Here is a 22,255-nt window from a genome sequence, read left to right as displayed (position 1 = left end):
CGGACGCCGCAAAGGGTCGGTGAGGTTATTTCTCCCATCTTGGCCGCAACCTTCCGGAACACTTCGCGTTGGGTGTTGACCAATGAGCACTACTCGGGGGCGTCTGATCGCAAGGAGATCCCCATGCGTCGTATTCTGTTCGGACCTGTGACCATCGCAGCCATTGCGCTGGGCGCTGCCAGCGCAATGGCTCAAAATCCTCCGCCGCCGGTTCCGGGAGGCAGCGGGTCCCAGACGACTAATCCGTCCATCTACCGGGACACAGCCCGGCGGGACCGCGAACGCTCTATGCTGCTTCAGCAGAAGCAGCTTGGCATGACCACGGGCAGCGTCAGCAAGCATCACACCACCAAGAAACGTCACCGCATGAGCCCTCACAACATGTGACCGGGTCATCCTGTGCACAACGTTCGAGCTTGGAGGCTCCGGTCGACGACCGGAGCCTTTCGTAAGTGCACCGCCGATGTGGTCCGAGTCTACGGCTCGCAAGCGGCATTCCTTGCGAAGATGGACCTCTCGAACCCATAGGACATCTCAGCTCTGGACCCACGGGCGACTTTCAGAATAGAGCCACAACCGCTCATCCTCTGCACGCGGCGATACTTTTTGGCGAAGCAGATCCGCTTTCAGTTGGATGATCGAGAGTTTCATCTCAGCGAAGCAGGTGTCTGTCCTATGGCCGGAGGATGGGGCATGGGCTGAGGTATGAGCATCTGACTGAAAATTACTCCTTTCGGATTAGCTCTTCTGGAAACCAACAGCCAGGTTAAGATTTATGTCTTTGACCTACCTCGTATCCTGATAGCAGGCACGTCTTCGATCAGGGCCAAGGACAAAGGTCGTCGCAACCGAATCCGCCCCAGGTCTCGATCGAGCGTAAGTCTATGAAAATCTTTCGTGTCTTCTTAGGAGGCCTGCTGCTCTTTGGAGGGCTCTATGTGGTCGTCGGCGAGTACCTTTCAGGGACCAGCGCCGATGCTACGATTAACGCCCGCACCACCGTGCTCCGGGCCCCCGTTCAAGGATTAGCCGAATTCTCCGTGCGCAGCATCGGAGCCCGCGTTTCTCCCGAAGAGGCTGTGGTGCGCATCACCGACAATCAGTTCGACGATGCCCGTCTGATCGACCTGGAGCGCACTCACTCCACCCTCCAGGCGGACCTCACCCGGCTCCGAGCTCAGACCCTGGCGGTTGACGAGGCCCGTAAGGTCCTGGACACCCAGGCCAAGAGTTATCAGGAAGGGCGGGTGCGCCAGGTTCGATCCCGCATCGCCGAAGCGCAGACTGCGGTGAATTCCGCGGAGGCGCGGTTTCGCGAGGCGGACAGCGCCCTGGACCGGACCCGCGAGTTGAACTCCCGCGGCGTTCAGACGGCCATTACGCTCGACCGCGCGCAGGCCCAGTACGACGTCGCGAAGCAGGATATCGCCAGCGCCCGCGAACGTGTCACCTATCTCACGGCAGAACTCTCTTCGGCCCAGAACGGAGTCTACATTGGAGACTCGTATAACGACGCGCCGTTCTCGATTCAGCGTATCCGAGAGTTCGACCTCCGGCTAGCCGAGCTCAAGGCTGAGGTCGCCAATGTCAGCAGCCGCTTGAAGCTAGTCTCCGAGCAGATCGCGGCCGAGCGGGTCCGAGTCAACCGCCTGACCTCGGCGGAGCTCTCGGTGCAGAACCCCGGCATCGTCTGGAACTTCCTTGCCAGCAGCGGAGAGCATGTGAACCAGGGGCAGGATCTCGTCAGGTTCGTAGATTGCTCCGCCGTCATGGTCACGGCCAGCGTGAACGAACGGGTCTATTCCAGCCTCCGGGTCGGCATGCCGGCCCAGTTCCGCCTGATTGGGGACGACCGCGTCATGCAGGGAACCATTACACGGCTCGGCGGATCGGGCGCAGCCGGGCTCTACAGCACCCTCGCTATCGGCCCGAGCCCCGAGCACCTGACCCGCTTCGACGTCGCCTTGAGCATTCCGGAACTCGCGCGTGATCCGGACCTCGCCTGCGCCGTCGGGCGCACGGGCCGCGTCGTTTTCATGGGCGGGCCACTCGCGGGTATCCGGCAGGGGCTCGCGGATTTCGGCCTGTAGATGCTCGTCCTCGACCAAGCCTTGTCGAGCCTCGCAGGCCTGGCCATCGTAATCGGCCTTGCCCTGCTGCTGCTGCCGCTCGCCACGCGGACGAGCACATGGATGCGTGTCATGTTGCTGGGTCTGACGACCTTGCTGGGCTGGCGCTACATGATCTGGCGGATCACGGAAACGGTTCCACCGGCGGTCGACGGGCTCACCTTCGACGTCATCGCCGGATGGACTTTTGTGGCGATCGAGGCTCTAGCTCTCGTGTCCTCGACGATGGCGTATCTGTTCCTCACCCGCCATAAGGAAAGGAATGAGGAGGCGAACCGGAACATCGCCTGGTGGGGGGGCAACCCGCCACGCGTCGACCTTTACATCGCCACCTATAACGAGGAACTGGGGGTTCTTGAGCGCACCCTCGCCGGCGCGCAGGCGAGCGACTATCCGAACCTGCGGGTCTTCGTTCTTGACGACGGTCGAAGGGAATGGCTGACAGAGGTTTGCCGTCGCTACGGCGCCGAGCACAGGACGCGGCCCACAAACGAGCACGCGAAAGCGGGTAACATTAACTACACGCTGACGCAGCGCCTGAAGGATGCTGACGCGCCCGATTTTGTGGCCGTTCTCGACGCCGATTTCGTGCCCCACCGCAACTTCGTACGCCGGGTTGTTGCCCTGTTCCACGATACCAAGGTCGGCCTTGTCCAGACGCCGCAGCACTTCTTCAATCCCGATCCGATCCAGCACAATCTTTACATCGCCTCCGCATATCCCGACGAACAGCGCTTCTTCTTCGAGCATCTGGAGCCCGCGCGTGACGCATGGGGGATCGCCGTATGCTGCGGAACCTCCTCAATGGTGCGGGTTTCCGCTCTGCGCGAGATCGGAGGACTGCCGACGCAGAGCGTGACGGAAGATTTCCTCCTGACCATTCGCCTCGACAGCCATGGCTATCGGACGGTCTATCTCAACGAGGCGCTCACCGAAGGTCTCGCTCCGGAGGGTCTACATGAATATGTGGTGCAGCGCGGGCGGTGGTGCCTGGGAATGATGGAGATCGTCCGCAACGTCTACAATCCCTTCGGAGCGAACGGCCTGCGCTTCATGCAGCGCCTGAGCCTTGTCGACTCGCTGCTGTTCTGGACGACAACCTTTCCGTTTCGATTGATCGCTCTCATCGGCCCGCTGCTTTACTGGTATTTCGGCATCATCGTCGTGAACGCGTCCCTATCGGATGTCGTCGCGTATTATCTGCCCTATTATGCGGCGGTGCTGATCACGCTGAACTGGATCTCCAACGGCATGATCTGGCCTGTTCTCAACGACGTGTCCCAGCTCATTGCAGCATGGCCCATCACGCGCGCGGCCGCAATGGGGCTGCTGACCAAGGGACCGCATAAGTTCCGCGTGACTGCGAAGGGCGGCGACAGGACGAAGACAATCGTGCAGTGGCCGATGATGAAGCCCTTCGCGTTCCTCTTCGGTCTGACACTGGTGGGAATACTCCTGCCCCTGATCTTTCCGGACCACTTCAGTCATGTGGCCAAGGCCGGGGACGGTATCAGGATCATCCTGTTCTGGACGTTCTACAACCTGATCGTGCTCGCCATTACCATGCTGGTCTGCGTCGAGCGCCCCCGCGTCAACCGACCTCAGCGGGAGAGCGTCGAGCTGGCGACGATCTCCGTCGGTTCGCAGAGGCTGCCGTCCTGGGTACTCGAACTCGGAGTCGATCATGCCCGTGTCCGCGGGTTGTCCGGACTGACGGTCGGGGCCCTTGGAACGATCGCCCTTGCGGAGGTCGGCAATGTCGCCATTCGTATCTTGGATGAAACGAGCGACGGCTACCGCCTGTCGCTGCGTCCTTCTCCGGAGCAGCGGGACGAAATCCTCCGCAAGCTCCATACGGCGGATGCCAGGCCCGGAACGGGGCGGGGCGATCTTCCCGAGATGGTCAGAGGCTGGATGCGAGGCTTGGCGTCGCGCTAGGTGCAGGGGAGGGGAACACGAGAATGCGCGTTGGAATCAGAACACTTGTATTCTTCATCGGCGCCCTGCTGATGCTCGTGCCCGCCATCGTGGCCGGCGCCATGTTCACGAATGCAATGCAGCACCGTGCAGAGATCGCCAACAGTGCCCGTTTGAAGCTTCTTGGAGAGATCGTCGCCGATCAGCTCGGGCGCCGCATGCACGAGCTCTGGCAAGACGTTGCGGAAATGGCGCGAGTCGTTCGCCTGGACGACCCTGAGGAGGTCCGCCGCCAATTCACTCTGCTGAGTCAGGTGGATCGGCGTTATACTTGGATCGGTGTTGCCGATGTGCAGGGAAGGGTGCTCGCCGCCTCGCAGGGGATGTTGGAAGGCGCAAGCGTCGCCGAGAGGCCCTGGTTCCGGCGTGGCCTCAATGGCCCAGCCGCCGTCGATGTGCATGAAGCGGCGCTTCTGGCGAAGCTCCTCCCGGCGACACGGGAGCCGCGCCGTTTCGTCGACTTCTCAGCTCCGATCAGGAACGAGCAAGGCGCCGTGATTGGCGTCATCGGAGCGCATTTCGATTGGAACATGATCAGGGATGTCATTCAGGCCGTAAGGGGGCAGGGCGTCGATGCCCTTCTCGTTTCCCGCGACAGGGCGGTCCTCTCGGGGCCCGCGGAGCTTCAGGCGACCAACCTGTCGGAAGGGTCGGCCGTCGCTGCCGGCCAGGGCACGTCGATTTCGCTTCGTGAAAGATGGCAGGACGGCAAGGACTACATGACGGCCGTCATTCCCTCGATCCAGTTCAAGGACATGCCCAGCTTCGGTTGGAGCCTCATCGTGCGCGCGGACCTGAACACGGTGCTCGATCCCACGCGTTCCATCGCGCAGGCCTTCTGGATGCTTCTCGGCACCGGTGCGCTTGTAGGACTCGTCCTGTTATACCTATTCTCGGGCTGGCTCGCCAAACCCCTGCGCCGGCTGGTCGCGACGACGGAGGCCCTCGCCAGCGGCCATACAAGTCAGCCGCCTCATGACGAGACCCGCTACGAGGAGGCGGCCCGCCTGAGCGCCGCTCTCGTGCGTCTTCAGACGTTCTCGGTGCGGCCCTACCAACCGGCCGGTGCCGAGAAAGGCAGAACGTCCGCGGCTGGGTTCTAAGAGTTGCACAAGGATGGGGAATGGGAACGCTGAACGGTCAGACTTGAAGGTAGTAGTCCTAATAGATGTCTTCAGTATGGGGTAGCGGGAACGCCACTATACGGCATGCCTGAGGCCAGAAAGCGAGAGTCAGTATGCGCTCTGACAGAGCTGCTCGTTGTTGGATGACTCTTGAGGACCTTGGGGCGCATCTGTTGCCCAATCAAACCGACAGCCGCGCATGAGCGGCCGGCGGATGACTATTTGCAATCATTATATCCTAGCGTTGGCTGGACGATAACGCGACGAGCCGCCAAAGCGTATTCTTAGGTCTCTCTACGCTCCGAAGCAGTGGATCAGGATCCATTCTTACCCCTTCCTCCACCCTATGCCTCAGGAATGGCCTGATCAACGGTCTCAGCCACCAGATAATCGATACGATTTGATCATATGTGGCCCATGTCAGAGCATCGGTTCTCCCATGAGCTGAATTCCCGTGATCTGTCTGCCAGCTTGCGAAAAGTCAAAACGGTCTTTGAACAAGGCATTACGAATTTCACTATGACCTTGGTCGTGGGCCGATATTTCCCCGTCCCAAAACGTCAAGACATTGGCCCAATCGATCAAGCAACGGGTGTAGTGAGGTTCAAAATATCAGCGGCCGGTCAATCCGCGATAGCGGGCTCATTGGAGGCCATTCTGGCAGCCGCCGCAGCGGCTTGCTATGGGATCGAAGGGGCAGAGGCGGTTATGACGGTTGCGACATCCACTCATGGCTCTTCCGAGCTGGCGCGTCAGCACACCAAGTACGATCGGCTCGTGACAGCCGCCAAAGCTCTTCCTAAGCTTAAGGTTGCAGTGGCACATCCTTGCGATGCTGCATCGCTAAGCGCGGTGATCGAGGCGGTCGAGCTCGGCCTGATCGATCCGATCCTCGTCGGGCCGCAGGCCAAGATCACGGCTGCTGCGCAGGTGCTCGGCAAGTCGGTTGCCACGATGCGCATCGTCGATGCCCCGCACAGCAATGCGGCTGCCGAGAAAGCCGTCGACCTCGTCAGGGCCGGCGAAGCCGAGGCGCTGATGAAGGGGAGCCTCCATACGGACGAGCTTATGGGCGCGGTGGTTCGTCGCGAGGGCGGACTGCGGACGGCACGCCGGATCAGCCATTGCTTCGTCATGGATGTTCCGCATCACGAGACGGCGCTCATCATCACGGACGCGGCGGTCAACATCGCGCCGACGCTGGAGGACAAGATTCACATCGTCCAGAACGCCATCGACCTCGCGCGGGCGATGCGGGTCGATCCGGTGCGGGTCGCAATCCTGTCCGCAATGGAGACGGTCAACCCGAAGGTGCCTTCGACCATCGAGGCCGCGGCCCTGTGCAAGATGGCCGACCGTGGGCAGATCACAGGGGGCATCGTGGATGGACCCCTGGCGCTCGACAACGCCATTGATCTTGGCGCGGCGAAGATCAAGAAGATTCAGTCGCCGGTCGCTGGGCAGGCGAACGTGCTCGTCGTGCCCGATCTCGAAGCCGGCAACATGCTCGCCAAGAGCCTGACCTTCCTGGCCGACGCGGATGCTGCCGGCATCGTGCTCGGGGCCCGGGTGCCGATCATCCTCACCAGCCGGGCGGATTCGACAATCACGCGCCTGGCCTCCTGCGCCGTTGCGTCGCTCGTGGCCGATGTGCAGCGCAAGCAACTCGCCCTTCCGGAGGTCTGAGCCATGATGCCGGTCCTCATCGTCCTCAACGCCGGCTCGTCGAGCCTCAAGTTCCAGGTTTACGATACGCCGGATGGTGCGGATCCCCGCGTCGCCTTCAAGGGCTTGTTCGAAGGGTTGGGCGGGTCGGCGCACTTTGTCGTCAAGGACGCCCGTGGGCAGCTCCTAGATGAGATGGCGTGGAGTTCCAGCGAGCAGCTCGGCCATGAGGAGGCGCTCATGCATCTCGTCTCCTGGCTGCGGCAGCATCAGGAGGGCCGCAGGCTCGCGGCCATCGGACACCGGGTCGTCCATGGCGGAGGATCCTTCTCCGGACCAGTTCTCGTCGACGAAGCCGTGATTGAGACCTTGGAGACGCTGGTACCGCTTGCGCCCCTGCATCAGCCTCACAACCTGAAGCCGATCCGGATCGTCCGTCGGCGCCTGCCGGGACTCCCGCAGGTCGTCAGCTTCGATACGGCTTTCCACCAGACCCAATCCGAGATCGCCCGAATGTTCGCCCTCCCGCGCGAGATGCGCGAGCGGGGCGTGCAGCGCTATGGTTTTCACGGGCTGTCCTACGACTACATTTCATCCGTGCTGAAGGACTACGATCCGCGCCTCGCAGAGGGGAGGGTAATCGTCGCGCATCTCGGGAACGGTGCGAGCCTGTGCGCCCTCCACAAGGGAGTGAGCATCGCCACCACGATGGGCTTCTCGGCCCTTGATGGCCTTCCGATGGGAACACGATGCGGAGCCGTCGATCCAGGAGTCGTTTTCTTCATGCTCCGGGAGATGAAGCTCAGTCCGGATGAGGCTGAGCGCATGCTCTACACCAAGTCCGGCCTTCTCGGGGTTTCCGGCCTGTCGAACGACATGCGCGTGCTGCGGGCCAACGCCGCGACCAATGCGGATGCGCGGCGCGCCATCGATCTCTTCGTCTACCGCATCACGCGCGAGATTGGATCGCTTGTCGCGGCGCTCGGCGGGCTCGACGGGCTCGTCTTCACAGGCGGCATCGGCGAGAACGACGTGGCGACCCGCTCTGAGGTCATCGCCGGCCTCGCATGGGCAGGTTTTTCGCTCAACGAGGCCGCCAACGGCACCGGTGGTTCGCGGATCTCCGCCGGGTCCGGGCCCGCTGCGTGGGTCATTCCGACAAACGAGGAACTTGTAATCGCTCGGCAGACGCGCAGCGTGCTTAGCACGACGCAAGCCAAACTTGCATCCTGACTACGGAGATTGTTGCCATGGAGACCCTGAAGACCAAGGCGGACGAGTCAAGCGCCCAGCAGGAGCTTGGAGACGAGACATTCATGTCGGCGGCCGATCTGCGGAACTACATGACCGAGATGCAGATGGCGAAGGCGACCACGTCGGTCGAGGGCATGGACCGCGCCGAGAAGGCGCGCCAGGACCTGATCAAGCGCCTGTCCGAGCCACTCAACCTTACCTCTGAAACGCTACGGGACATCCTCTTGCCGTTGAAGGCGAAGCTGCGCGCCGCCGCAGAGCGCGGGCAGACCGAACTGATGGTCATGCGCTTTCCCAATGCCCTGTGCACGGATCACGGTCGCGCGATCAACAACTCGGACGAGACCTGGCCCGAGACTCTCACCGGGCGTCCACGCCAGGCCTACGAACTATGGCGCGACCAACTCCGCCCCGCGGGGTTCCGGCTGAGCGCTCTGATCATCGAGTGGCCGGGCGGCCTGCCCGGAGATGTCGGCTTCTTCCTCAAATGGGCCGACACCAAGAAGTAAAATCCTCGGGAGCAATTTTCGACGGGACAACAACGATGCATGAAGTCGAACCCAAGACGGAAGAACGAGATCTCGGCGGACAGGGTCCCTTGAAGGAACTTGGTCAAGCGCGAGCCAAAGTCGCGCAGGTCTACAACGAGCGATGTGCGAAGGCGCTCGAACGCTACTTCGACGCCCTGAAGGCCGCAGGCGAGCCGCTGCGGAATGGTTCGGTCCGCTCGGCGTCGCCGCTCGATCTCTGGCGCGATGCCAGCGCCTATTGGCTCGACTTCACGCAGCGCTCCATCCTATTCTGGGACACGCTTCGCCAGCGCGGCAACAACTGGATCGAGCATGAGAAGGCGGGCAAGCCGCCGCTGCTGGCCTTCGATTGGGAGATCATCGCGGACGCCCGTTCGTTCGAGCGGCCTGTCAACTACGCTCTCGTTCGCATCGTTCCGCCGGCCGGGATCAAGATCGATCCGGAGCGTCGGCCCTTTGTCATCATCGATCCGCGCGCCGGCCACGGGCCCGGCATCGGTGGGTTCAAGGAAGCCTCGCAGGTGGGCGTGGCGCTCAAGGCAGGGCACCCGGTCTACTTCGTGATCTTCTTCCCTGAGCCGATCGCTGGGCAGACCCTCGCGGACGTCTCCCGAGCCGAGGCCGAGTTCCTCCGTATCGTCGGCGAGCGCCACCCCAAGACCGGCAAGCCCGTTCTGTTCGGTAATTGCCAGGGCGGCTGGGCCTCCATGCTGGTCGGCGCCGTCGAGCCGGACCTCGTCGGCCCGATCGTCATCAACGGGGCGCCCATGTCGTACTGGGCCGGCAACGATGGCGAGAACCCCATGCGCTATGCGGGCGGGCTTCTCGGGGGACTCTGGCCGGCTCTTCTCGCCAGTGACCTCGGCGCAGGCACGTTCGACGGCGCCTACCTCGTCGAGAACTTCGAGTACCTCAACCCGGCCAACACCTATTTCGACAAATACTACACGCTTTTCTCGAAGATCGACACCGAGCCCGAGCGCTTCCTGGAATTCGAGCGCTGGTGGGGTGGCTTCTTCCTGATGAACCGGCAGGAGATCAAGTGGATCGTCGAGAACCTGTTCGTCGGAAACAACTTGGCTGCAGGCGATGCCGAGTGGTCCGAGGGGCGCGCCTTCGACCTGCGCTCGATCAAGTCCCCCATCATCCTGTTCGCGTCTCTCGGGGACAACATCACGCCGCCGCAGCAGGCGTTCAATTGGGTGGCCGATCTCTATCCGACCACCGAGGCGCTGAAGGCTAACGGTCAGGTGATCGTCGGCCTGATGCACAAAAGCGTCGGTCATCTCGGGATCTTCGTCTCGGGCTCGGTCGCCAAGCGCGAATACACCCATATCGTCGACCTGATCGAGTATATCGAGCATCAGCCGCCGGGCCTCTACGGCATGCAGATCGAAGAGCACGCAACGGACGAGGGGCTACGCTACGATGTGGCGCTGGTCGAGATGCGTGTCGAGGACCTGCAGGTCCTGCAGAAGTACAGTCGCAAGGACGAGATGCCGTTCGAGGCGGTCGAGAAGACCTCCGAGGCACTTGCCTCCACCTACGAGACCTACGTTCATCCCTTCGTCGCGCCGATGGTCACCCCGGCTGCGGCCGGACTCGCCAGGGCTTTCAATCCGCAGAGGGTTCAGCGGTGGGCGGTGTCCGATCTCAATCCCTTCTTCTGGCCCCTCAAGGGCGCGGCGGACATCGCGAAGGCGAACCGGGCGCCGCGTGACAACGACGGTCCGGCCGCCAGGATGGAGCGCTGTGCCGCTGCCGTCACTTCGGCCTCGTGGGATCTCTACCGCGACCTGCGCGATGCGGCGGTCGAGAACACGTTCTTCCGTCTGTATGGCCCGGCCAGCATCGGCATGGCGTCAAGGAAGGAGTCCGTTTCGGAAGAGCCTATCGATCTGCGCAACGCCCCATTCGTGAAGCAGGCGCTCTCGCGCATCGAAGACGGAGATCGCACGAAAGCGATGGTCCGCGCCGCCCTTCTACTCATGAAGGCCGGCACCGGGCGGCGGAGGCTCTCGGCCATGAAGCGGACAAGAGAGCTCGTCGGGCAGGATATCGGGCTGCTCGACATGCCGACCGATACGGCTCGCGATATCATCCGGGAGCAGTCCTACATCGTCGATTTCGAGCCTGTGAAGGCGCTGCTGGCGCTTCCCAAGCTCCTGCGGACATCGGCGGACCGGCGCGCGCTGCTCGACATGCTCGATCATGTCGAGGGGCGTATCGAAGCCAATTCCAAGCAGGTCACCCTGCTCGGAGAGATCCGGCGCCTGCTGGCCGAAGACGAGAGCGCAGGCAAAACCAAGCCCGAGCAGATCACCTTGACGCTGGTGGAACGCCAGGCGGAGGAGCGCCCCGGGGTCGGGGCAAGGCATGGATCCGCCCGTCGTACCGGAGGCACACGACGCACGAGGGAGCACCCATGAACGATCGACCCAACGAATTGAACAAGGCCGCCATCCAATCGCAGATCCTGCACGGCAAGCGGGCTCTCGTCGTCGGCATCGCCAACGAGCATTCGATTGCCTATGGCTGCGCCCGGGTCTTCCGCGAGCTCGGCGCCGATCTTGCCGTCACCTACCTCAACGAGAAGGCAAAGCCCTATGTGGAGCCTCTTGCGAAGGAACTCGGAGCTTCCATCTTGGCGCCCTGCGACGTGGCTCAGAGCGGGCAACTTGAGGCCGTCTTCGAGCAGATCCGCACGACCTGGGGCAGTCTCGATATCGGGCTCCATTCGATCGCTTTCGCGCCGAAGCAGGATCTCCAGGGCCGGCTCGTCGACAGCTCGGACGAGGGCTTCAAGGTGGCGATGGACATTTCGTGCCATTCCTTCATCCGCATGGCGCGATTGGCTGAACCGTTGATGCGTGAAGGCGGTACGCTCCTGGCCATGAGCTACCACGGTGCCAACAAGGTGGTGCCGAACTACAATCTCATGGGTCCCGTGAAGGCGGCGTTGGAGAGCGCCGTCCGCTATCTCGCCTACGAGTTGGGGGACAAGCATATCCGGGTGCATGCCGTCTCCCCGGGTCCGTTGAAAACGCGGGCCGCCTCCGGTCTGAAGGATTTCGACGTCCTTCTCACCGAGGCCATCGAACGGGCGCCCATCGGCGAACTGGTCGACATCGAGGATGTCGGTCTCACCGCGGCCTACCTGACGACGCCCTTCGCCCGAAGGCTCACTGGGACGACCACTTATGTCGACGGCGGTCTCAGCATCATGGCTTGAGCCGGCCTTGTGCGTGAGCGTGCGGTCGAACCAGGAGGAGGTTTGCATGGCTTCCATTCTCTTGCCCTTGGGCAGAGTCGCCCCCCTGACGGTCCCGGCGCTCCTTCTCGCGGGCGCCGTCGCAGCGGAGACGCCGGATGCCTCCTCTGTTCGGCCAAAGTCCCGCCAGCCCACGCCGCACTCCGTTCAAAAGCAGGACCTCCCGACGAACGCCGACACCAGCCAGTCGGCGGCAGACCGGAATTTTCGGGACATGGACTGGCGGCTGAACCGGACTCTCCGCAGCATCTGTGCCGGCTGCTGAAGCCGTCGCACCGGGAGGACACCGTGCGTGCAGTCGATCCGCAGGACGTGATGGGCAGTCGGAAGAGGGACACCGCTTCCGAGGCGTCCTACGTGGAGAAAGCGCTCGGGCTCGTGCTCCTTCTGGTGCTGGCTGTCGGCTGCATCTATACCCTGGCACCTTTCCTCAAAGCCATCTTTCTCGCCGTAACGCTGTGCGTGTCGACCTGGTCCCTGTTTCGGAAGGCCGAAAGACGATTGGGCCGGCGCCCGACCGCCGCGGCTCTTCTCATGACCCTGATGATTGCTACCCTGCTCGTGCTCCCCCTTCTGGCCCTGGGCGCGAACCTGACTGACGATGTCGCCCGGCTTACTGCCACGGTTCGTTCCGCGATCGATCAAGGGCTGCCGCCACCCGGCTGGCTCGGGCGTCTTCCCCTCATCGGACAAGAGGCGGAGAAGGTTTGGCTCGAAGCGTCTCAACAGGGAAAGGGGCTCGGACCGGCCTTAGCGCCCTACGCGGCGCCTCTGCGGGATTGGGCGCTGCACCAGGGAGGCACGCTCCTGTCGGGGACGCTCCAGGTAGGGTTCGGCATCGTGCTGGCCTTCTTCTTCTATCGCGACGGCGTCTATGTGGAGAACCGCGTCGAATGGGCCATGGCGCGCCTTGGCGGCTGGCGGGCACGCCACGTGCTGACAACGGCGGGCGCCACCATCAAAAGCGTCGTCAACGGGGTGCTCGGCACGGCGTTCATCCAGGGTATCCTGCTCGGTTTCAGCTTCTGGCTCGCGAGCGTGCCAGGCACCATCCTGCTTGGGGCCGTCGGCATGGTCATCACTCTTGTGCCCATGGGGCTGCTGCTGCTTTGGCTACCGGCGAGTCTGTGGCTGATGTCCGAGGGGCACACCGGCTGGGCGGTGTTCGTGATGATCTGGAACGGCCTTCTGGTCGGAAGCCTCGACAACGTCCTGCGACCATACCTGATCAGCCGCGGGGTCCGGATGCCGATGGTGATGATCTTTCTGGGTGTGCTCGGCGGGTTGCTGGCCTTTGGGATCATCGGCGTCTTTCTCGGCCCCGTCCTGCTCGCGGTCGCTTACACCCTGTTCCAGGACTGGGGCCGCACCAGTGAGGCACCGTCATGAGGAGCGCAGGATGAGAACCATCAAGCTGGAGGATGCCGTTGCGATGATCCCCATTGGGGCGACGCTGATGGTCGGCGGATTCATGGGCGTCGGAACACCGGAGCCCTTGGTCGACGAACTCGTACGGCAGCAGAAAGGCGATCTGACGGTAATCGCCAACGACACGGCCGCACCGGGGATCGGGATCGGCAAGCTGATTACGGCCAGACTCCTGCGGCGTGTGATCGTAAGCCACATCGGCCTCAACCCCGACACGCAGCAGCAGATGCTGGCCGGAGAATTGCAGGTAGACCTCGTCCCGCAGGGCACGCTCGCGGAGCGCATCCGTGCTGGCGGCTTCGGTCTGGGCGGAATCCTGACCGCAACCGGCATCGGCACCATAGCCGAGGAGGGCAAGCAGAAGATTGCGGTCGATGGCCGTGATTATCTGCTGGAGCCCGCCCTTCGCGCCCACTTCGCCCTCGTGCATGCCTTCATCGCCGACTATCTGGGTAATCTCCAGTACGCACTGACGGCGCGCAACTTCAATCCGCTGATGGCGATGGCAGCCGACACCGTCATCGTACAGGCGGAGAACATCGTCCCGGTTGGCGTTGTCGCGCCCGATCATGTTGTGACGCCCGCTCCGGTGGTCGACTATCTCATAGCGAAAGGCTGACGCCATGGATGCGCAATCCCTCATTGCCAGACGCATCGCGCAGGAACTGCGGGACGGAATGCTGGTCAATCTCGGTATTGGCATTCCCACCCTGGTGGCCAACTTCGTGCCTGAAGGAATCCACGTCTTCTTCCAGTCCGAGAACGGTCTCATTGGCACCGGTCCCGTGCCAGAGCCCGGCATGGTGCTCCCGTGGCTGACCGACGCGGGCGGAAAACCGGTGACCGCCCTCCCGGGGGCGTGTGCGTTCGACAGTGCCATGTCTTTCGGGCTTATCCGAGGAGGGCATCTCGACATCACGGTGCTCGGCGGCCTTCAGGTCGATCAACGTGGTCTCCTCGCCAATTGGATGGTGCCGGGCAAGATGGTGCCGGGGATGGGTGGCGCCATGGATCTCGTGGCCGGAGCCAAGCGCGTCATCGTCGCCATGCAGCATACCGCGAAGGGACGTCCGAAGATCGTGCGGGAATGTGCGCTGCCGCTCACGTCGAACCGCCCCGTTGATCTCGTCGTCACTGAGCTTGCCGTGATCGGTTTTCCCGATGGGCAGGCCACGCTTCTCGAGACGCAGGAAGGTGTCGCCGTCGAGGACGTCATCGCCACGACGGAGGCCGAACTCGCCTTTGCGCCTGAGCTGACGAAACCGACACTCCCGCGGGCCGCGTCGGGAGCCGCTTCTTTTCCGCCTGTGGGTGACGCAAAATGAATGCAACGATCAATCCCATTGCCCCTCAACACCTTCCGATCTTCATCATCGCGCCGGGCGGGGTCGATGTTCTCATGGTGATCGTGGCGGTGTTCCTGGTGCTCGCCGTGCTGGCGGTCGGGCTCCTGTTTCTACGCCTGCACACGCTGCCCGAGCGGATCGCCCACAAGGCCCACAAGCTGCAGTTCGAGATCGTCGCTGTCCTGGGACTCCTGGCTCTGTTCACCCATATGCATATCTTCTGGGTGGCTGGGCTGCTGCTTGCACTGATCGATATTCCCGACTTCGGAGGCACGTTCAACCGGATGGCCGGATCCCTCGAGAAGATCGCCGGCATCCCGCCTGGCAAGGGCGCGGACGACGTTCCGGATGAACGCGCTCCTATCGTTGCACAGAGTGAAAACGTGGTCGAAGTGCCGCCGACCGTCACGCCCTATCGCCTGCCGAAGGAGCAGTCTCATGCTTGAGCTTCTTCTCTGCTCCCTGCTGACGATCCTCCCGGACTATCTCTACCGCCGCTACGCGCAGGGCAAGCGGCTTGGCAAGGAGATCACGCTTTACTCGGTGTGGTTCGAACTGCGCTGGGGCATCGTCACCTGTCTTATGCTCACCATCGGGCTGATCACGGTAGTATTCTATAACCACCCGGCCACCACGAACGCTACGGCGTTCTTTCGAACCATCCCGGTCCTGCCCGAGACCAACGGGCGTGTGGCCGAGGTCTATATCGACGGTGTGAGCGGTGCCGTCAAACAAGGCGCCCCGATCTTCCGGCTGGACAGCGCCAAGCAGGAGGCGGCCGCCGAAGCGGCCCGGCGAAGAATTGCTGAGACTGATGCGGAAATGGTGGTCGCGCAGGCCGACATTCAGGTCGCCGACGGCAAGCTTCAGGAAGCACGCAGCGCTTACCGGCAGGCGCTCGATGAACTGGAGACCAAGCAGGAAATCTACCGGCGCAATCCAGGCGCGGTTGCCACGCGTGACATCGAGCGGCTGCAGGTCACCGTTGAGGGGCGCCAGGGCAGCATCGATGCTGCGACTGCCGCTAGGCAGCAGGCTGAGGCGCAGCTCTCCACATTGCTTCCCGCTCAGAAGGCCAGCGCCGAGGCTGAGCTGGCGCAGGCGGAGGTGGACCTGTCGAAGACGGTCGTACGGGCCGGAGTAGACGGGCGGGTGGAGCAGTTCACGCTCCGAGTCGGCGACGTCGTCAACCCGCTCATGCGTCCAGCCGGGGTGCTGATCCCGGAAGGGGCAGGGCGGGGGCGTCTGCAGGCTGGTTTCGGGCAGGTTGAGGCGCAGGTGATGAAGGTCGGCATGGTTGCCGAGGCCGCCTGCGCCTCGAAGCCCTGGGTCGTTATCCCGATGGTGGTAACCGGAGTGCAGGATTACATCGCCGCTGGCCAAGTCCGCAGTGGAGAACAGCTGCTCGATCTGCAACAGGTGACACGGCCGGGAACCATTCTGACCTTTCTCGAACCTCTTTACGAAGGCGGGTTTGATGGCGTTTCTCCCGGCAGCAGCTGCGTCGTCAATGCCTACAGCAACCATCATGAGGAAATCGTCGCCCCGGAGACAGGCACGATGCGACGGATCGTTCTTCATGCGGTGGATGGCGTCGGACTCGTGCACGCCATGATTTTGCGTATCCAGGCCCTGCTATATCCGATCCAGACGCTTGTGCTCGGCGGCGGACACTGACAACCCCTAAGGGGAGGGACAATGTGCCCACTCTGCGTTTCGAGCTGCTTTCGCTGGAGCGGCTTTGTCGAAATCAGCGATACAGGCGTGGCGGTCATTACCGGCCGGGCGCTGCCAACGCGAGATCGCATCGACGAGGAGGTTCTGCGCCTGGAGACGATGCGCGGCGCACTGCGTGACGACCGGGACCGCCGTGGTGCCGAATCTTCCATCAGTCGCTTGGAGGAGCTGAAGACGATCCTTTCGTTCTGAGGAGACAGTCTGTTCAAGGAGGACGATCCATGACCAACATGCAAAAAAGATCAGGAATGTCGGAAACGCTGCGCAGCGGAACCGGGGTCAACTTGCCCGATAGCGGCGGCCAGGCCCTGGCGAATGCTACGGAAGCCTGGTTTGCCGCAAGCGCCGAATGCCAACGCGAGATGATCGGCTTCGTGTCCATGCGGCTTGCGAAGGATGGGGAGATCGCGCGTGAAATGATAGCCTGCAAGAGCCTGGCGGATGTGGCGACCATCCAGTCCCGCTGGATGGAGGAAACCCTGCGCGACTACAACGATGAGATGGGCAAGCTGATGACCATCTGCACCAAATCCGTCAACGGCGGAACCGGTGCAAAGGGATAGGGATCTCAATCCCCTATCCACCTGCCTTAGGCAACTTGCCTGCTTACCAGGGTTTCGATTGCAGCTGGGCGACGGCGGCGGCCATCAGCTCGGCCATTTTCTGGCGGATCTGCTCGTCGGACACGTCGACGCCGTTGGCCTCGAAATCGGATCGAAGCTTCTCGACGAGAGCATTGTCCACGACCCGCGCGACCAGGCTTCGGCCGATCTCGCCGACATAATCGTCGGCCTTTTGACCCTTGAGACCGAGCTGTGTGGCGGCCCATTGCCCAAGCAGTCTGTTGCGCCGTGCCAACGCCCGGAACCGCGCCTCCTCGTCGTGAGTGAACATCTGTTCGAACGCCCGCTCGCGATCTTCAAAAAGCGTCATCTGTCACCTCCAGGGTCATCATGGATTCGGTACCGAAGCGCCGGAGATCGCGTGCAATCTCGTGTCACGGTAGGGGTGGCCTTAAAGCGGCAGCTCCGAGCACTCACCCTTCGTCCAGGATTTTCAGTCGGACGCGCTTCACGAATAGAAGGCGATGCAGCTCTGGCTCGCCGACCACCGTGCAGAGCTCGCGGAAGCCGAAGAAGGGGAGCAGGGCAACGAACAGGAGCAATGTCGTCGTGAGGATCCCAAATGGCGTACCGCCGCCGACATCGGAGAGGCTCTGGTCCAGGGTCTTGCTGCGAAAATACCCGATGGCGAGGCCCTCGACGATTTCGCAGGCCGCCAGTACAACCGAATAGATCGCAGCCTTGAAAACCATCGCATAGATCAACGGCTCCCGCTCGTACCGCTCGCCAAGCTTCAGCTCCTCCGCAACGAACAGGATCTTCGCCAGCACGAGCGCATTCACAACTGCGAAACTCTGCCGGTAGGGGATGCCGCTCTCCTCCAGGATCAGCGACTTGTGCAGGGAGGAAATGGCCAGGAGACCCCAGAAATAGAGAAAGATCACGCCGAAGCGCTTGAGACCACTGAGCGTCTTCTGCCCGCGGGTGAGAGGCGCTGCATCGGACATCGGGCTTCCCCTTCCTTCCGTGATGCTCACCAATGGCATCGTGCGGAATGGGCCGGAGAACCGGTCTCCGACCCATCCACACCGCGCCGCCACCTTCGAACGTGCGGGTCAGGCCGCTTCGCGCTTCTCGCGCAGGAGGTGGGCGAGAAGCATGCGGCGCGCACGCCGGCGGCGCAGTATCTGGCTGCCGACCAGGAGGCGCATCAGCCGGCGTTCGTCACCGCCGCCGTATTCACCTTCCTCCTCCTCGCCGAAGCCCTCTTCCTCGCCGCGCCTTTCGCGCATGAGGTGGGCGAGGAGCATGCGGCGGACGCGCCGGCGTCTCAGGATCGCACTGCCGACCAGAAGGCGCAGGACACGACGTTCCTCGTCGCCTCCCTCTTCTTCACCGGTATCCTCGTCCTCGTCCTCTTCGCCATAGCCCTCTTCCTCGCCACGCTTCTCACGCAGGAGATGGGCGAGGAGCACGCGGCGCATGCGCCGGCGCCGCAGCAGGCGGCTGGCGATCAGCAGGCGCAGGATGCGGCGTTCCTCGTCGCTTCCTTCCTCACCTTCCTCGCCCTCGTCCTCTTCACCGAAATCCTCGTCTTCGCCGCGCCTCTCGCGCAGGAGGTGGGCCAGCAGCAGCCGCCGCATGCGCCGGCGCCTCACAGCCCGGGCCGCGAGCGGGAGGCGCAGGATGCGGCCCATCTCGCCGCCGTCCTCGCCTTCCTCCTCGCCGAAATCCTCCTCTCCGACGTCCTCGTCCTCGTCCTCACGTCCCTCGCGCAGAAGGTGGGCGAGCAACAGGCGGCGCATGCGCTGACGCTTCAGCACGCGGCTGCCGATCAGGACGCGCGCAAGCTCATCATCACGAGCATTTAAAGCCATGACAGTCTCCTCTGTTTCATCGGGTTGCTTGGGGGGCGGCGCGGTCGGGGCCCGGCTCCTTCGGCGGTCCTCCCTCGGGAGCCTTGGAGCGGGATTTGAGGCTATGGTGGATCAATGTTTCAACGATGGCCCGATCCAGCACGTCACGCCGCATCAGGCGCGCGGCCGGGCTTTCGTCGATCAGCGGTTTCAGCAGGATGCGACGGAGATCGGCATCCTCCTTGGGTTCCTTGGCTTCGCCGGGCTCGTCCTCGCCGCCCAGCACGCAGGCGATCCCGGCCTCGAAGGCCTGTTCGAGCAACTCCTCCAGCCCAACCCGGCCATTGTCCTTGGCCAGCTTGGCCTTCTCATCCTTCGAGAGCTCATGGCGTGCGCCGGTGGCATCGATGCCCTCGATCTGGATGACCGCGCCGGTCTTCGCATCGAGCGTTACGGCGAACCGGTCCGGCCGGGACGTCTCGTCCGATGACGATCCGGGCCCGCCGTGCCGGCGGTTCTTCTTGGGTGGGCCGGCGGATTTGTGGATGTGGTTCATGGTGGGTTCCTCCTGCGAATGTGCCCCGCCGCCCTGGCCCGAACATCCGTCAGCCAATGAAGTGGGCCATGCTCCGGGCATGTGTTTCAGCGGGCTTCGGTCAGGTCCGATGCCTCAGGGCAAGCCCCATGCTGATCCAGCCGATCCCGGCGAAGACCAGATCGATGCCGAGGAAGATGCCGAGCGCGAAGAGGCTGGAGATCGGCCAATGGGCAAGGATGATGCCGCCCACGATCAGGGTAACGACACCCGACAGCGCGACCCAGACCCAGGGTGCGCCTTGAGTCATCTGCGTGGACAGGAAGATGCGCAGGCAACCGGAGACGATCAGGGCGATGCCGAGCATGAGCGTCAGGACCGAGGCGGCCAGGAGCGGATTGCGGAAGGTCACGACACCCGCGACCACATAGAGCGCTCCGAGCAGCGCCCACAGGAAGAACTTGCCCCAGCTCTTCACGCTGAATGCATTAACGATCTCGGCGATGCCGCTCACCAGCATCATCACGCCGACGATCGCGACCGATGCGACCGTCGCCATGACGACACTTCCGAGAGCGATGAGGCCGGCAATCACGAAAACGACACCGAGCGCCACGATCCATCCCCATTTCACGCGCAGCGGCTCAAGTTCCTGATCCATGCGGCCCGGAAGCGGTGTCCCGATATTGGCGGTGTTGGACATGATGAATTCTCCTAAAAGCCAGTTATTCCGATGTGTTTGAAGCCCGGGATCCGCTGTCAGCATCCGTCGCAGATGCCGCGCTCGACCATGCTGTCGATCTGGCGATCCATGCGGTCCATCTCGCCCTCGGCGACGGAGTCGATCGCCGAGAAGTCGTTCCTCGGCTCACTGAAGACTTCCCGCTCAAGTTCGCGTTGAGACGGAATCCTGATCTCTCCAGAGGTGGTGAACGGGCCGTTTCGGTGCTGCGACCACGCTGGTGCCGAAGCGAGCAGAACTCCGAGCAGCATCGCGGTGGACGCTGCGATGGTAACCTTCATGGCATCGCTCCTTAGAACCCGAGCGTCGTGGGGTCCTGGTTCCGCCTTCAAGGACACCGATCAAACCACGCCAAGTCGCGGGCTGCTTGATCGAGCAGGACAATGACTGAACATTTTGCGACAGCATCGTCGCGGGCGTGCGCAGCGAGCTTTGCTTGACTCGATGAATGGAAGCGCTCCCCGAAAGAGGCGCGCGCTACCGCTTTTGCTCAGCACGACCGAGCATCCAAACGAGCGTTCAGACGCAAAGAAGCCACCTTGGGCGATACAATGGACAGGCTGGTGAGCTTGGTGCCTTGGATGGTCCTGCTCTCGAGGTCATGGCGTCCTACGGCGCTCCTCGACCGGGGCCTTCATGGCGAAGCTTGGTGTCCCGCGCCGCATCCTCCTCCGTGTTGCCTGAGACGCGAGGAGGCACGCGCGGGTGTGTTCGAGTCGAAGCTGTTTTGGTTCGAGACTGGAGAAGCATCATGACCCGATGGCCCGTTCTGGCGATGGCGGCGTTCACGTTCGTCGTCTCGCCGTCTCTCTTCCTCGCATCGGCCATGCCGGCGACCGCCCAGGAAAACGATTGGGGCAGTGGCGATACCGGCATGGGCGACGGCCGACTGCGCGATCTTCTGCGAGACTGGGTGCAGGACCGTGCCGATCGTCGCGACATGCTGCTGGATCTGATCCAGGAGCGAAGGGACCAGCGCGACGAACTCATGGATGTGCTGCAGGAGCGCAGCGATCGCCGCGGCGAGGTTGCGGACTTCCTGAGAGATCATCCGTGGCTGCGGGAGCGCCTGCGCGAACGGGCCGCCTCCCGTTGGAATGATGAGGACGGTGGCGGAGCCGTGCGGGAGCGCCTGCGCGAACGGGTCGCCTCCCGTTGGAACGATGAGGACGATGGCGGCGCCTGGCGAGGTCGCCTGAGGGAACGTCTCGCCGAGCGCATGGGCGGGGACTGCTATTTCCTCACCCGCAGCCTCAGGAACCAGGACGGCAGCCTTCTCGTCGTGGTCCGCAGGCGCGTCTGCAGGGACTAGTGCGAGCTTGAATGCAACCGATGGAGGAGTGAATGAAGAAAGCCTTTCTCGTGGCGGCGGGACTGATGCTGGTCGCCCTGCCGGCCTTCAGCCAGAGTTCTGACGATTCCGGCGATCGTGGCTCGTCCTACAACCGGCAGGATCGCGACCTCGACGATCTCCTCCGGGGACTCGACGGCCGGATGTCGGCGCGTGCGCCGCAACGCGGTGCCGGCTTCCTGCTGCGCGCCGGGGACACGACCCTGGCGGTGCGCTGCGATCCCCGCGACAGCATGAGGGCCTGCGTGGACGCGGCCACGACGCTGATGGACCGGGCGCGAACCTCGCTGCCGTCGGGAAGCAGCCCGGGCGGCTCGCCTCCTGGAACACCGCCGACTCGATAGCCGGCACCGTCGACCTTGCCGTTCCCGCGCAGGCGGGAACCCGGAACGGCTCAGGCCCCGGAAGGGGGTGAGTGGCGGAGGAAATCTCTTTGCATGCTCCGCGGCGACGATGGGCCCCGGGCTCCGCTCCCGCGCCGCCGGGATGACAGCGATGTCGCTGCGTCGTCATGACCGGGACACGGCTGGCCGTGACAGGGGCGTGTATGTCAAAGAGCCAGCACCTGTGGGCCCGCAGCTTGCGCTGCGGGCCTGCAGGGTCGAGGGTGGCGCGATGGGCAGCCCGGCTCGATCTCTAGTGGTAAATGTGAGAGCCGAACTGCTCGTCACGCACGGTTCTTTTAGGCGTTTAGACTTGGCAGCCCGCAGGCACCAAGGGCCTCCTGGCGCCGGCTGCGTGACCGGC

Annotated in this window: 25 protein-coding genes; 19 read left to right on the top strand and 6 right to left on the bottom strand. The window is 63.2% G+C overall.

The features are described 5' to 3' along the window. The first annotated feature begins 123 nt into the window (after positions 1 to 123). The 17 genes from OC446_RS22885 to OC446_RS22805 all read left to right on the top strand — a co-directional run bounded on the left by OC446_RS22885 (position 124) and on the right by OC446_RS22805 (position 17,024). The gene (locus tag OC446_RS22885; protein ID WP_262031323.1) at positions 124 to 387 is read left to right on the top strand and encodes a hypothetical protein; all 264 of its coding nucleotides are present in this window, start codon (positions 124 to 126) and stop codon (positions 385 to 387) included. Positions 388 to 884: 497 nt separating this feature from the next. Beyond that, entirely contained in the window at positions 885 to 2,090 is a 1,206-nt protein-coding gene (locus tag OC446_RS22880; protein ID WP_262031322.1) for an HlyD family secretion protein, read from the top strand. Beyond that, positions 2,091 to 4,067 (top strand): glycosyltransferase, encoded by a 1,977-nt coding sequence (locus OC446_RS22875; RefSeq protein ID WP_262031321.1) that lies wholly within the window; start codon positions 2,091 to 2,093, stop codon positions 4,065 to 4,067. A 23-nt stretch (positions 4,068 to 4,090) separates the two neighbouring features. Next, positions 4,091 to 5,209 (top strand): cache domain-containing protein, encoded by a 1,119-nt coding sequence (locus OC446_RS22870; RefSeq protein WP_262031320.1) that lies wholly within the window; start codon positions 4,091 to 4,093, stop codon positions 5,207 to 5,209. Between the two features lie 729 nt (positions 5,210 to 5,938). Next, positions 5,939 to 6,916 (top strand): phosphate acetyltransferase, encoded by a 978-nt coding sequence (locus OC446_RS22865; protein WP_262031319.1) that lies wholly within the window; start codon positions 5,939 to 5,941, stop codon positions 6,914 to 6,916. A 3-nt stretch (positions 6,917 to 6,919) separates the two neighbouring features. Beyond that, positions 6,920 to 8,128, top strand: coding sequence for an acetate/propionate family kinase (locus tag OC446_RS22860; RefSeq protein WP_262031318.1), 1,209 nt, complete (start codon positions 6,920 to 6,922; stop codon positions 8,126 to 8,128). Positions 8,129 to 8,145: 17 nt separating this feature from the next. Then, positions 8,146 to 8,658, top strand: coding sequence for a hypothetical protein (locus OC446_RS22855; protein WP_262031317.1), 513 nt, complete (start codon positions 8,146 to 8,148; stop codon positions 8,656 to 8,658). Positions 8,659 to 8,693: 35 nt separating this feature from the next. Further along, positions 8,694 to 11,108 carry a DUF3141 domain-containing protein gene (locus OC446_RS22850; RefSeq protein WP_262031316.1) on the top strand — a complete coding sequence of 805 codons (2,415 nt, stop codon included), beginning with the start codon at positions 8,694 to 8,696 and terminating at the stop codon, positions 11,106 to 11,108. Then, positions 11,105 to 11,911 carry an enoyl-ACP reductase FabI gene (fabI, locus tag OC446_RS22845; RefSeq protein ID WP_262031315.1) on the top strand — a complete coding sequence of 269 codons (807 nt, stop codon included), beginning with the start codon at positions 11,105 to 11,107 and terminating at the stop codon, positions 11,909 to 11,911. The genes OC446_RS22850 and fabI overlap by 4 nt, the downstream gene beginning before the upstream one ends. 46 nt (positions 11,912 to 11,957) lie before the next feature. After that, positions 11,958 to 12,215 (top strand): hypothetical protein, encoded by a 258-nt coding sequence (locus OC446_RS22840; RefSeq protein WP_262031314.1) that lies wholly within the window; start codon positions 11,958 to 11,960, stop codon positions 12,213 to 12,215. 23 nt (positions 12,216 to 12,238) lie between these two features. Continuing rightward, positions 12,239 to 13,339, top strand: coding sequence for an AI-2E family transporter (locus OC446_RS22835; RefSeq protein ID WP_262031313.1), 1,101 nt, complete (start codon positions 12,239 to 12,241; stop codon positions 13,337 to 13,339). A gap of 10 nt (positions 13,340 to 13,349) precedes the next feature. Further along, the gene (locus OC446_RS22830) at positions 13,350 to 13,997 is read left to right on the top strand and encodes a CoA transferase subunit A (RefSeq protein WP_262031312.1); all 648 of its coding nucleotides are present in this window, start codon (positions 13,350 to 13,352) and stop codon (positions 13,995 to 13,997) included. Positions 13,998 to 14,001: 4 nt separating this feature from the next. Next, complete coding sequence (locus tag OC446_RS22825; RefSeq protein ID WP_262031311.1) at positions 14,002 to 14,703, top strand: 3-oxoacid CoA-transferase subunit B; 702 nt, start codon at positions 14,002 to 14,004, stop codon at positions 14,701 to 14,703. Then, positions 14,700 to 15,170 (top strand): hypothetical protein, encoded by a 471-nt coding sequence (locus tag OC446_RS22820; protein ID WP_262031310.1) that lies wholly within the window; start codon positions 14,700 to 14,702, stop codon positions 15,168 to 15,170. The genes OC446_RS22825 and OC446_RS22820 overlap by 4 nt, the downstream gene beginning before the upstream one ends. Further along, complete coding sequence (locus tag OC446_RS22815; RefSeq protein WP_262031309.1) at positions 15,163 to 16,401, top strand: HlyD family secretion protein; 1,239 nt, start codon at positions 15,163 to 15,165, stop codon at positions 16,399 to 16,401. Before OC446_RS22820 ends, OC446_RS22815 begins: the two co-directional genes overlap by 8 nt. Before the next feature lie 87 nt (positions 16,402 to 16,488). Further along, positions 16,489 to 16,653, top strand: coding sequence for a hypothetical protein (locus tag OC446_RS22810; RefSeq protein WP_262031308.1), 165 nt, complete (start codon positions 16,489 to 16,491; stop codon positions 16,651 to 16,653). Positions 16,654 to 16,682: 29 nt separating this feature from the next. Next, positions 16,683 to 17,024, top strand: coding sequence for a phasin family protein (locus OC446_RS22805; protein ID WP_262031307.1), 342 nt, complete (start codon positions 16,683 to 16,685; stop codon positions 17,022 to 17,024). Between the two features lie 43 nt (positions 17,025 to 17,067). Here the strand turns inward: OC446_RS22805 and OC446_RS22800 are convergent, their stop codons facing one another. The 6 genes from OC446_RS22800 to OC446_RS22775 all read right to left on the bottom strand — a co-directional run bounded on the left by OC446_RS22800 (position 17,068) and on the right by OC446_RS22775 (position 20,438). Then, the gene (locus tag OC446_RS22800; RefSeq protein ID WP_262031306.1) at positions 17,068 to 17,394 is read right to left on the bottom strand and encodes a DUF1476 domain-containing protein; all 327 of its coding nucleotides are present in this window, start codon (positions 17,392 to 17,394) and stop codon (positions 17,068 to 17,070) included. Positions 17,395 to 17,497: 103 nt separating this feature from the next. Then, the gene (locus OC446_RS22795; protein WP_262031305.1) at positions 17,498 to 18,031 is read right to left on the bottom strand and encodes a hypothetical protein; all 534 of its coding nucleotides are present in this window, start codon (positions 18,029 to 18,031) and stop codon (positions 17,498 to 17,500) included. Between the two features lie 108 nt (positions 18,032 to 18,139). After that, positions 18,140 to 18,901 carry a hypothetical protein gene (locus tag OC446_RS22790; protein WP_262031304.1) on the bottom strand — a complete coding sequence of 254 codons (762 nt, stop codon included), beginning with the start codon at positions 18,899 to 18,901 and terminating at the stop codon, positions 18,140 to 18,142. 16 nt (positions 18,902 to 18,917) lie between these two features. Further along, on the bottom strand, positions 18,918 to 19,436 hold the full coding sequence (locus tag OC446_RS22785) for a hypothetical protein (protein ID WP_262031303.1): 519 nt from the start codon (positions 19,434 to 19,436) through the stop codon (positions 18,918 to 18,920). Positions 19,437 to 19,536: 100 nt separating this feature from the next. Beyond that, positions 19,537 to 20,118 (bottom strand): HdeD family acid-resistance protein, encoded by a 582-nt coding sequence (locus OC446_RS22780; RefSeq protein ID WP_262031302.1) that lies wholly within the window; start codon positions 20,116 to 20,118, stop codon positions 19,537 to 19,539. A 56-nt stretch (positions 20,119 to 20,174) separates the two neighbouring features. After that, positions 20,175 to 20,438, bottom strand: coding sequence for a hypothetical protein (locus OC446_RS22775; protein WP_262031301.1), 264 nt, complete (start codon positions 20,436 to 20,438; stop codon positions 20,175 to 20,177). Positions 20,439 to 20,908: 470 nt separating this feature from the next. Here OC446_RS22775 and OC446_RS22770 point away from each other — a divergent pair, with 470 nt between their 5' ends. Together OC446_RS22770 and OC446_RS22765 are read left to right on the top strand one after the other, a co-directional pair. Continuing rightward, complete coding sequence (locus tag OC446_RS22770; RefSeq protein WP_262031300.1) at positions 20,909 to 21,469, top strand: hypothetical protein; 561 nt, start codon at positions 20,909 to 20,911, stop codon at positions 21,467 to 21,469. A gap of 32 nt (positions 21,470 to 21,501) precedes the next feature. Beyond that, positions 21,502 to 21,852: a hypothetical protein gene (locus tag OC446_RS22765; protein ID WP_262031299.1), complete on the top strand. Its 351-nt coding sequence runs from the start codon at positions 21,502 to 21,504 to the stop codon at positions 21,850 to 21,852. Positions 21,853 to 22,255: the final 403 nt, after the last annotated feature.

This window comes from Microvirga sp. Mcv34 (assembly GCF_024519725.1).
Lineage (GTDB): Bacteria > Pseudomonadota > Alphaproteobacteria > Rhizobiales > Beijerinckiaceae > Microvirga.
The sequence above is the reverse complement of the archived record's forward strand: the minus strand, read 5'-3'. Positions and strand labels throughout refer to the sequence as shown.

Coding starts and splice junctions, on each gene's coding strand:
- OC446_RS22885 (WP_262031323.1), top strand. CDS start 124: ATGCGTCGTATTCTGTTCGGACCTGTGACCATCGCAGCCATTGCGCTG.
- OC446_RS22880 (WP_262031322.1), top strand. CDS start 885: ATGAAAATCTTTCGTGTCTTCTTAGGAGGCCTGCTGCTCTTTGGAGGG.
- OC446_RS22875 (WP_262031321.1), top strand. CDS start 2,091: ATGCTCGTCCTCGACCAAGCCTTGTCGAGCCTCGCAGGCCTGGCCATC.
- OC446_RS22870 (WP_262031320.1), top strand. CDS start 4,091: ATGCGCGTTGGAATCAGAACACTTGTATTCTTCATCGGCGCCCTGCTG.
- OC446_RS22865 (WP_262031319.1), top strand. CDS start 5,939: ATGACGGTTGCGACATCCACTCATGGCTCTTCCGAGCTGGCGCGTCAG.
- OC446_RS22860 (WP_262031318.1), top strand. CDS start 6,920: ATGATGCCGGTCCTCATCGTCCTCAACGCCGGCTCGTCGAGCCTCAAG.
- OC446_RS22855 (WP_262031317.1), top strand. CDS start 8,146: ATGGAGACCCTGAAGACCAAGGCGGACGAGTCAAGCGCCCAGCAGGAG.
- OC446_RS22850 (WP_262031316.1), top strand. CDS start 8,694: ATGCATGAAGTCGAACCCAAGACGGAAGAACGAGATCTCGGCGGACAG.
- fabI (WP_262031315.1), top strand. CDS start 11,105: ATGAACGATCGACCCAACGAATTGAACAAGGCCGCCATCCAATCGCAG.
- OC446_RS22840 (WP_262031314.1), top strand. CDS start 11,958: ATGGCTTCCATTCTCTTGCCCTTGGGCAGAGTCGCCCCCCTGACGGTC.
- OC446_RS22830 (WP_262031312.1), top strand. CDS start 13,350: ATGAGAACCATCAAGCTGGAGGATGCCGTTGCGATGATCCCCATTGGG.
- OC446_RS22825 (WP_262031311.1), top strand. CDS start 14,002: ATGGATGCGCAATCCCTCATTGCCAGACGCATCGCGCAGGAACTGCGG.
- OC446_RS22820 (WP_262031310.1), top strand. CDS start 14,700: ATGAATGCAACGATCAATCCCATTGCCCCTCAACACCTTCCGATCTTC.
- OC446_RS22815 (WP_262031309.1), top strand. CDS start 15,163: ATGCTTGAGCTTCTTCTCTGCTCCCTGCTGACGATCCTCCCGGACTAT.
- OC446_RS22805 (WP_262031307.1), top strand. CDS start 16,683: ATGACCAACATGCAAAAAAGATCAGGAATGTCGGAAACGCTGCGCAGC.
- OC446_RS22800 (WP_262031306.1), bottom strand. CDS start 17,394: ATGACGCTTTTTGAAGATCGCGAGCGGGCGTTCGAACAGATGTTCACT.
- OC446_RS22795 (WP_262031305.1), bottom strand. CDS start 18,031: ATGTCCGATGCAGCGCCTCTCACCCGCGGGCAGAAGACGCTCAGTGGT.
- OC446_RS22790 (WP_262031304.1), bottom strand. CDS start 18,901: ATGGCTTTAAATGCTCGTGATGATGAGCTTGCGCGCGTCCTGATCGGC.
- OC446_RS22785 (WP_262031303.1), bottom strand. CDS start 19,436: ATGAACCACATCCACAAATCCGCCGGCCCACCCAAGAAGAACCGCCGG.
- OC446_RS22780 (WP_262031302.1), bottom strand. CDS start 20,118: ATGTCCAACACCGCCAATATCGGGACACCGCTTCCGGGCCGCATGGAT.
- OC446_RS22775 (WP_262031301.1), bottom strand. CDS start 20,438: ATGAAGGTTACCATCGCAGCGTCCACCGCGATGCTGCTCGGAGTTCTG.
- OC446_RS22770 (WP_262031300.1), top strand. CDS start 20,909: ATGACCCGATGGCCCGTTCTGGCGATGGCGGCGTTCACGTTCGTCGTC.
- OC446_RS22765 (WP_262031299.1), top strand. CDS start 21,502: ATGAAGAAAGCCTTTCTCGTGGCGGCGGGACTGATGCTGGTCGCCCTG.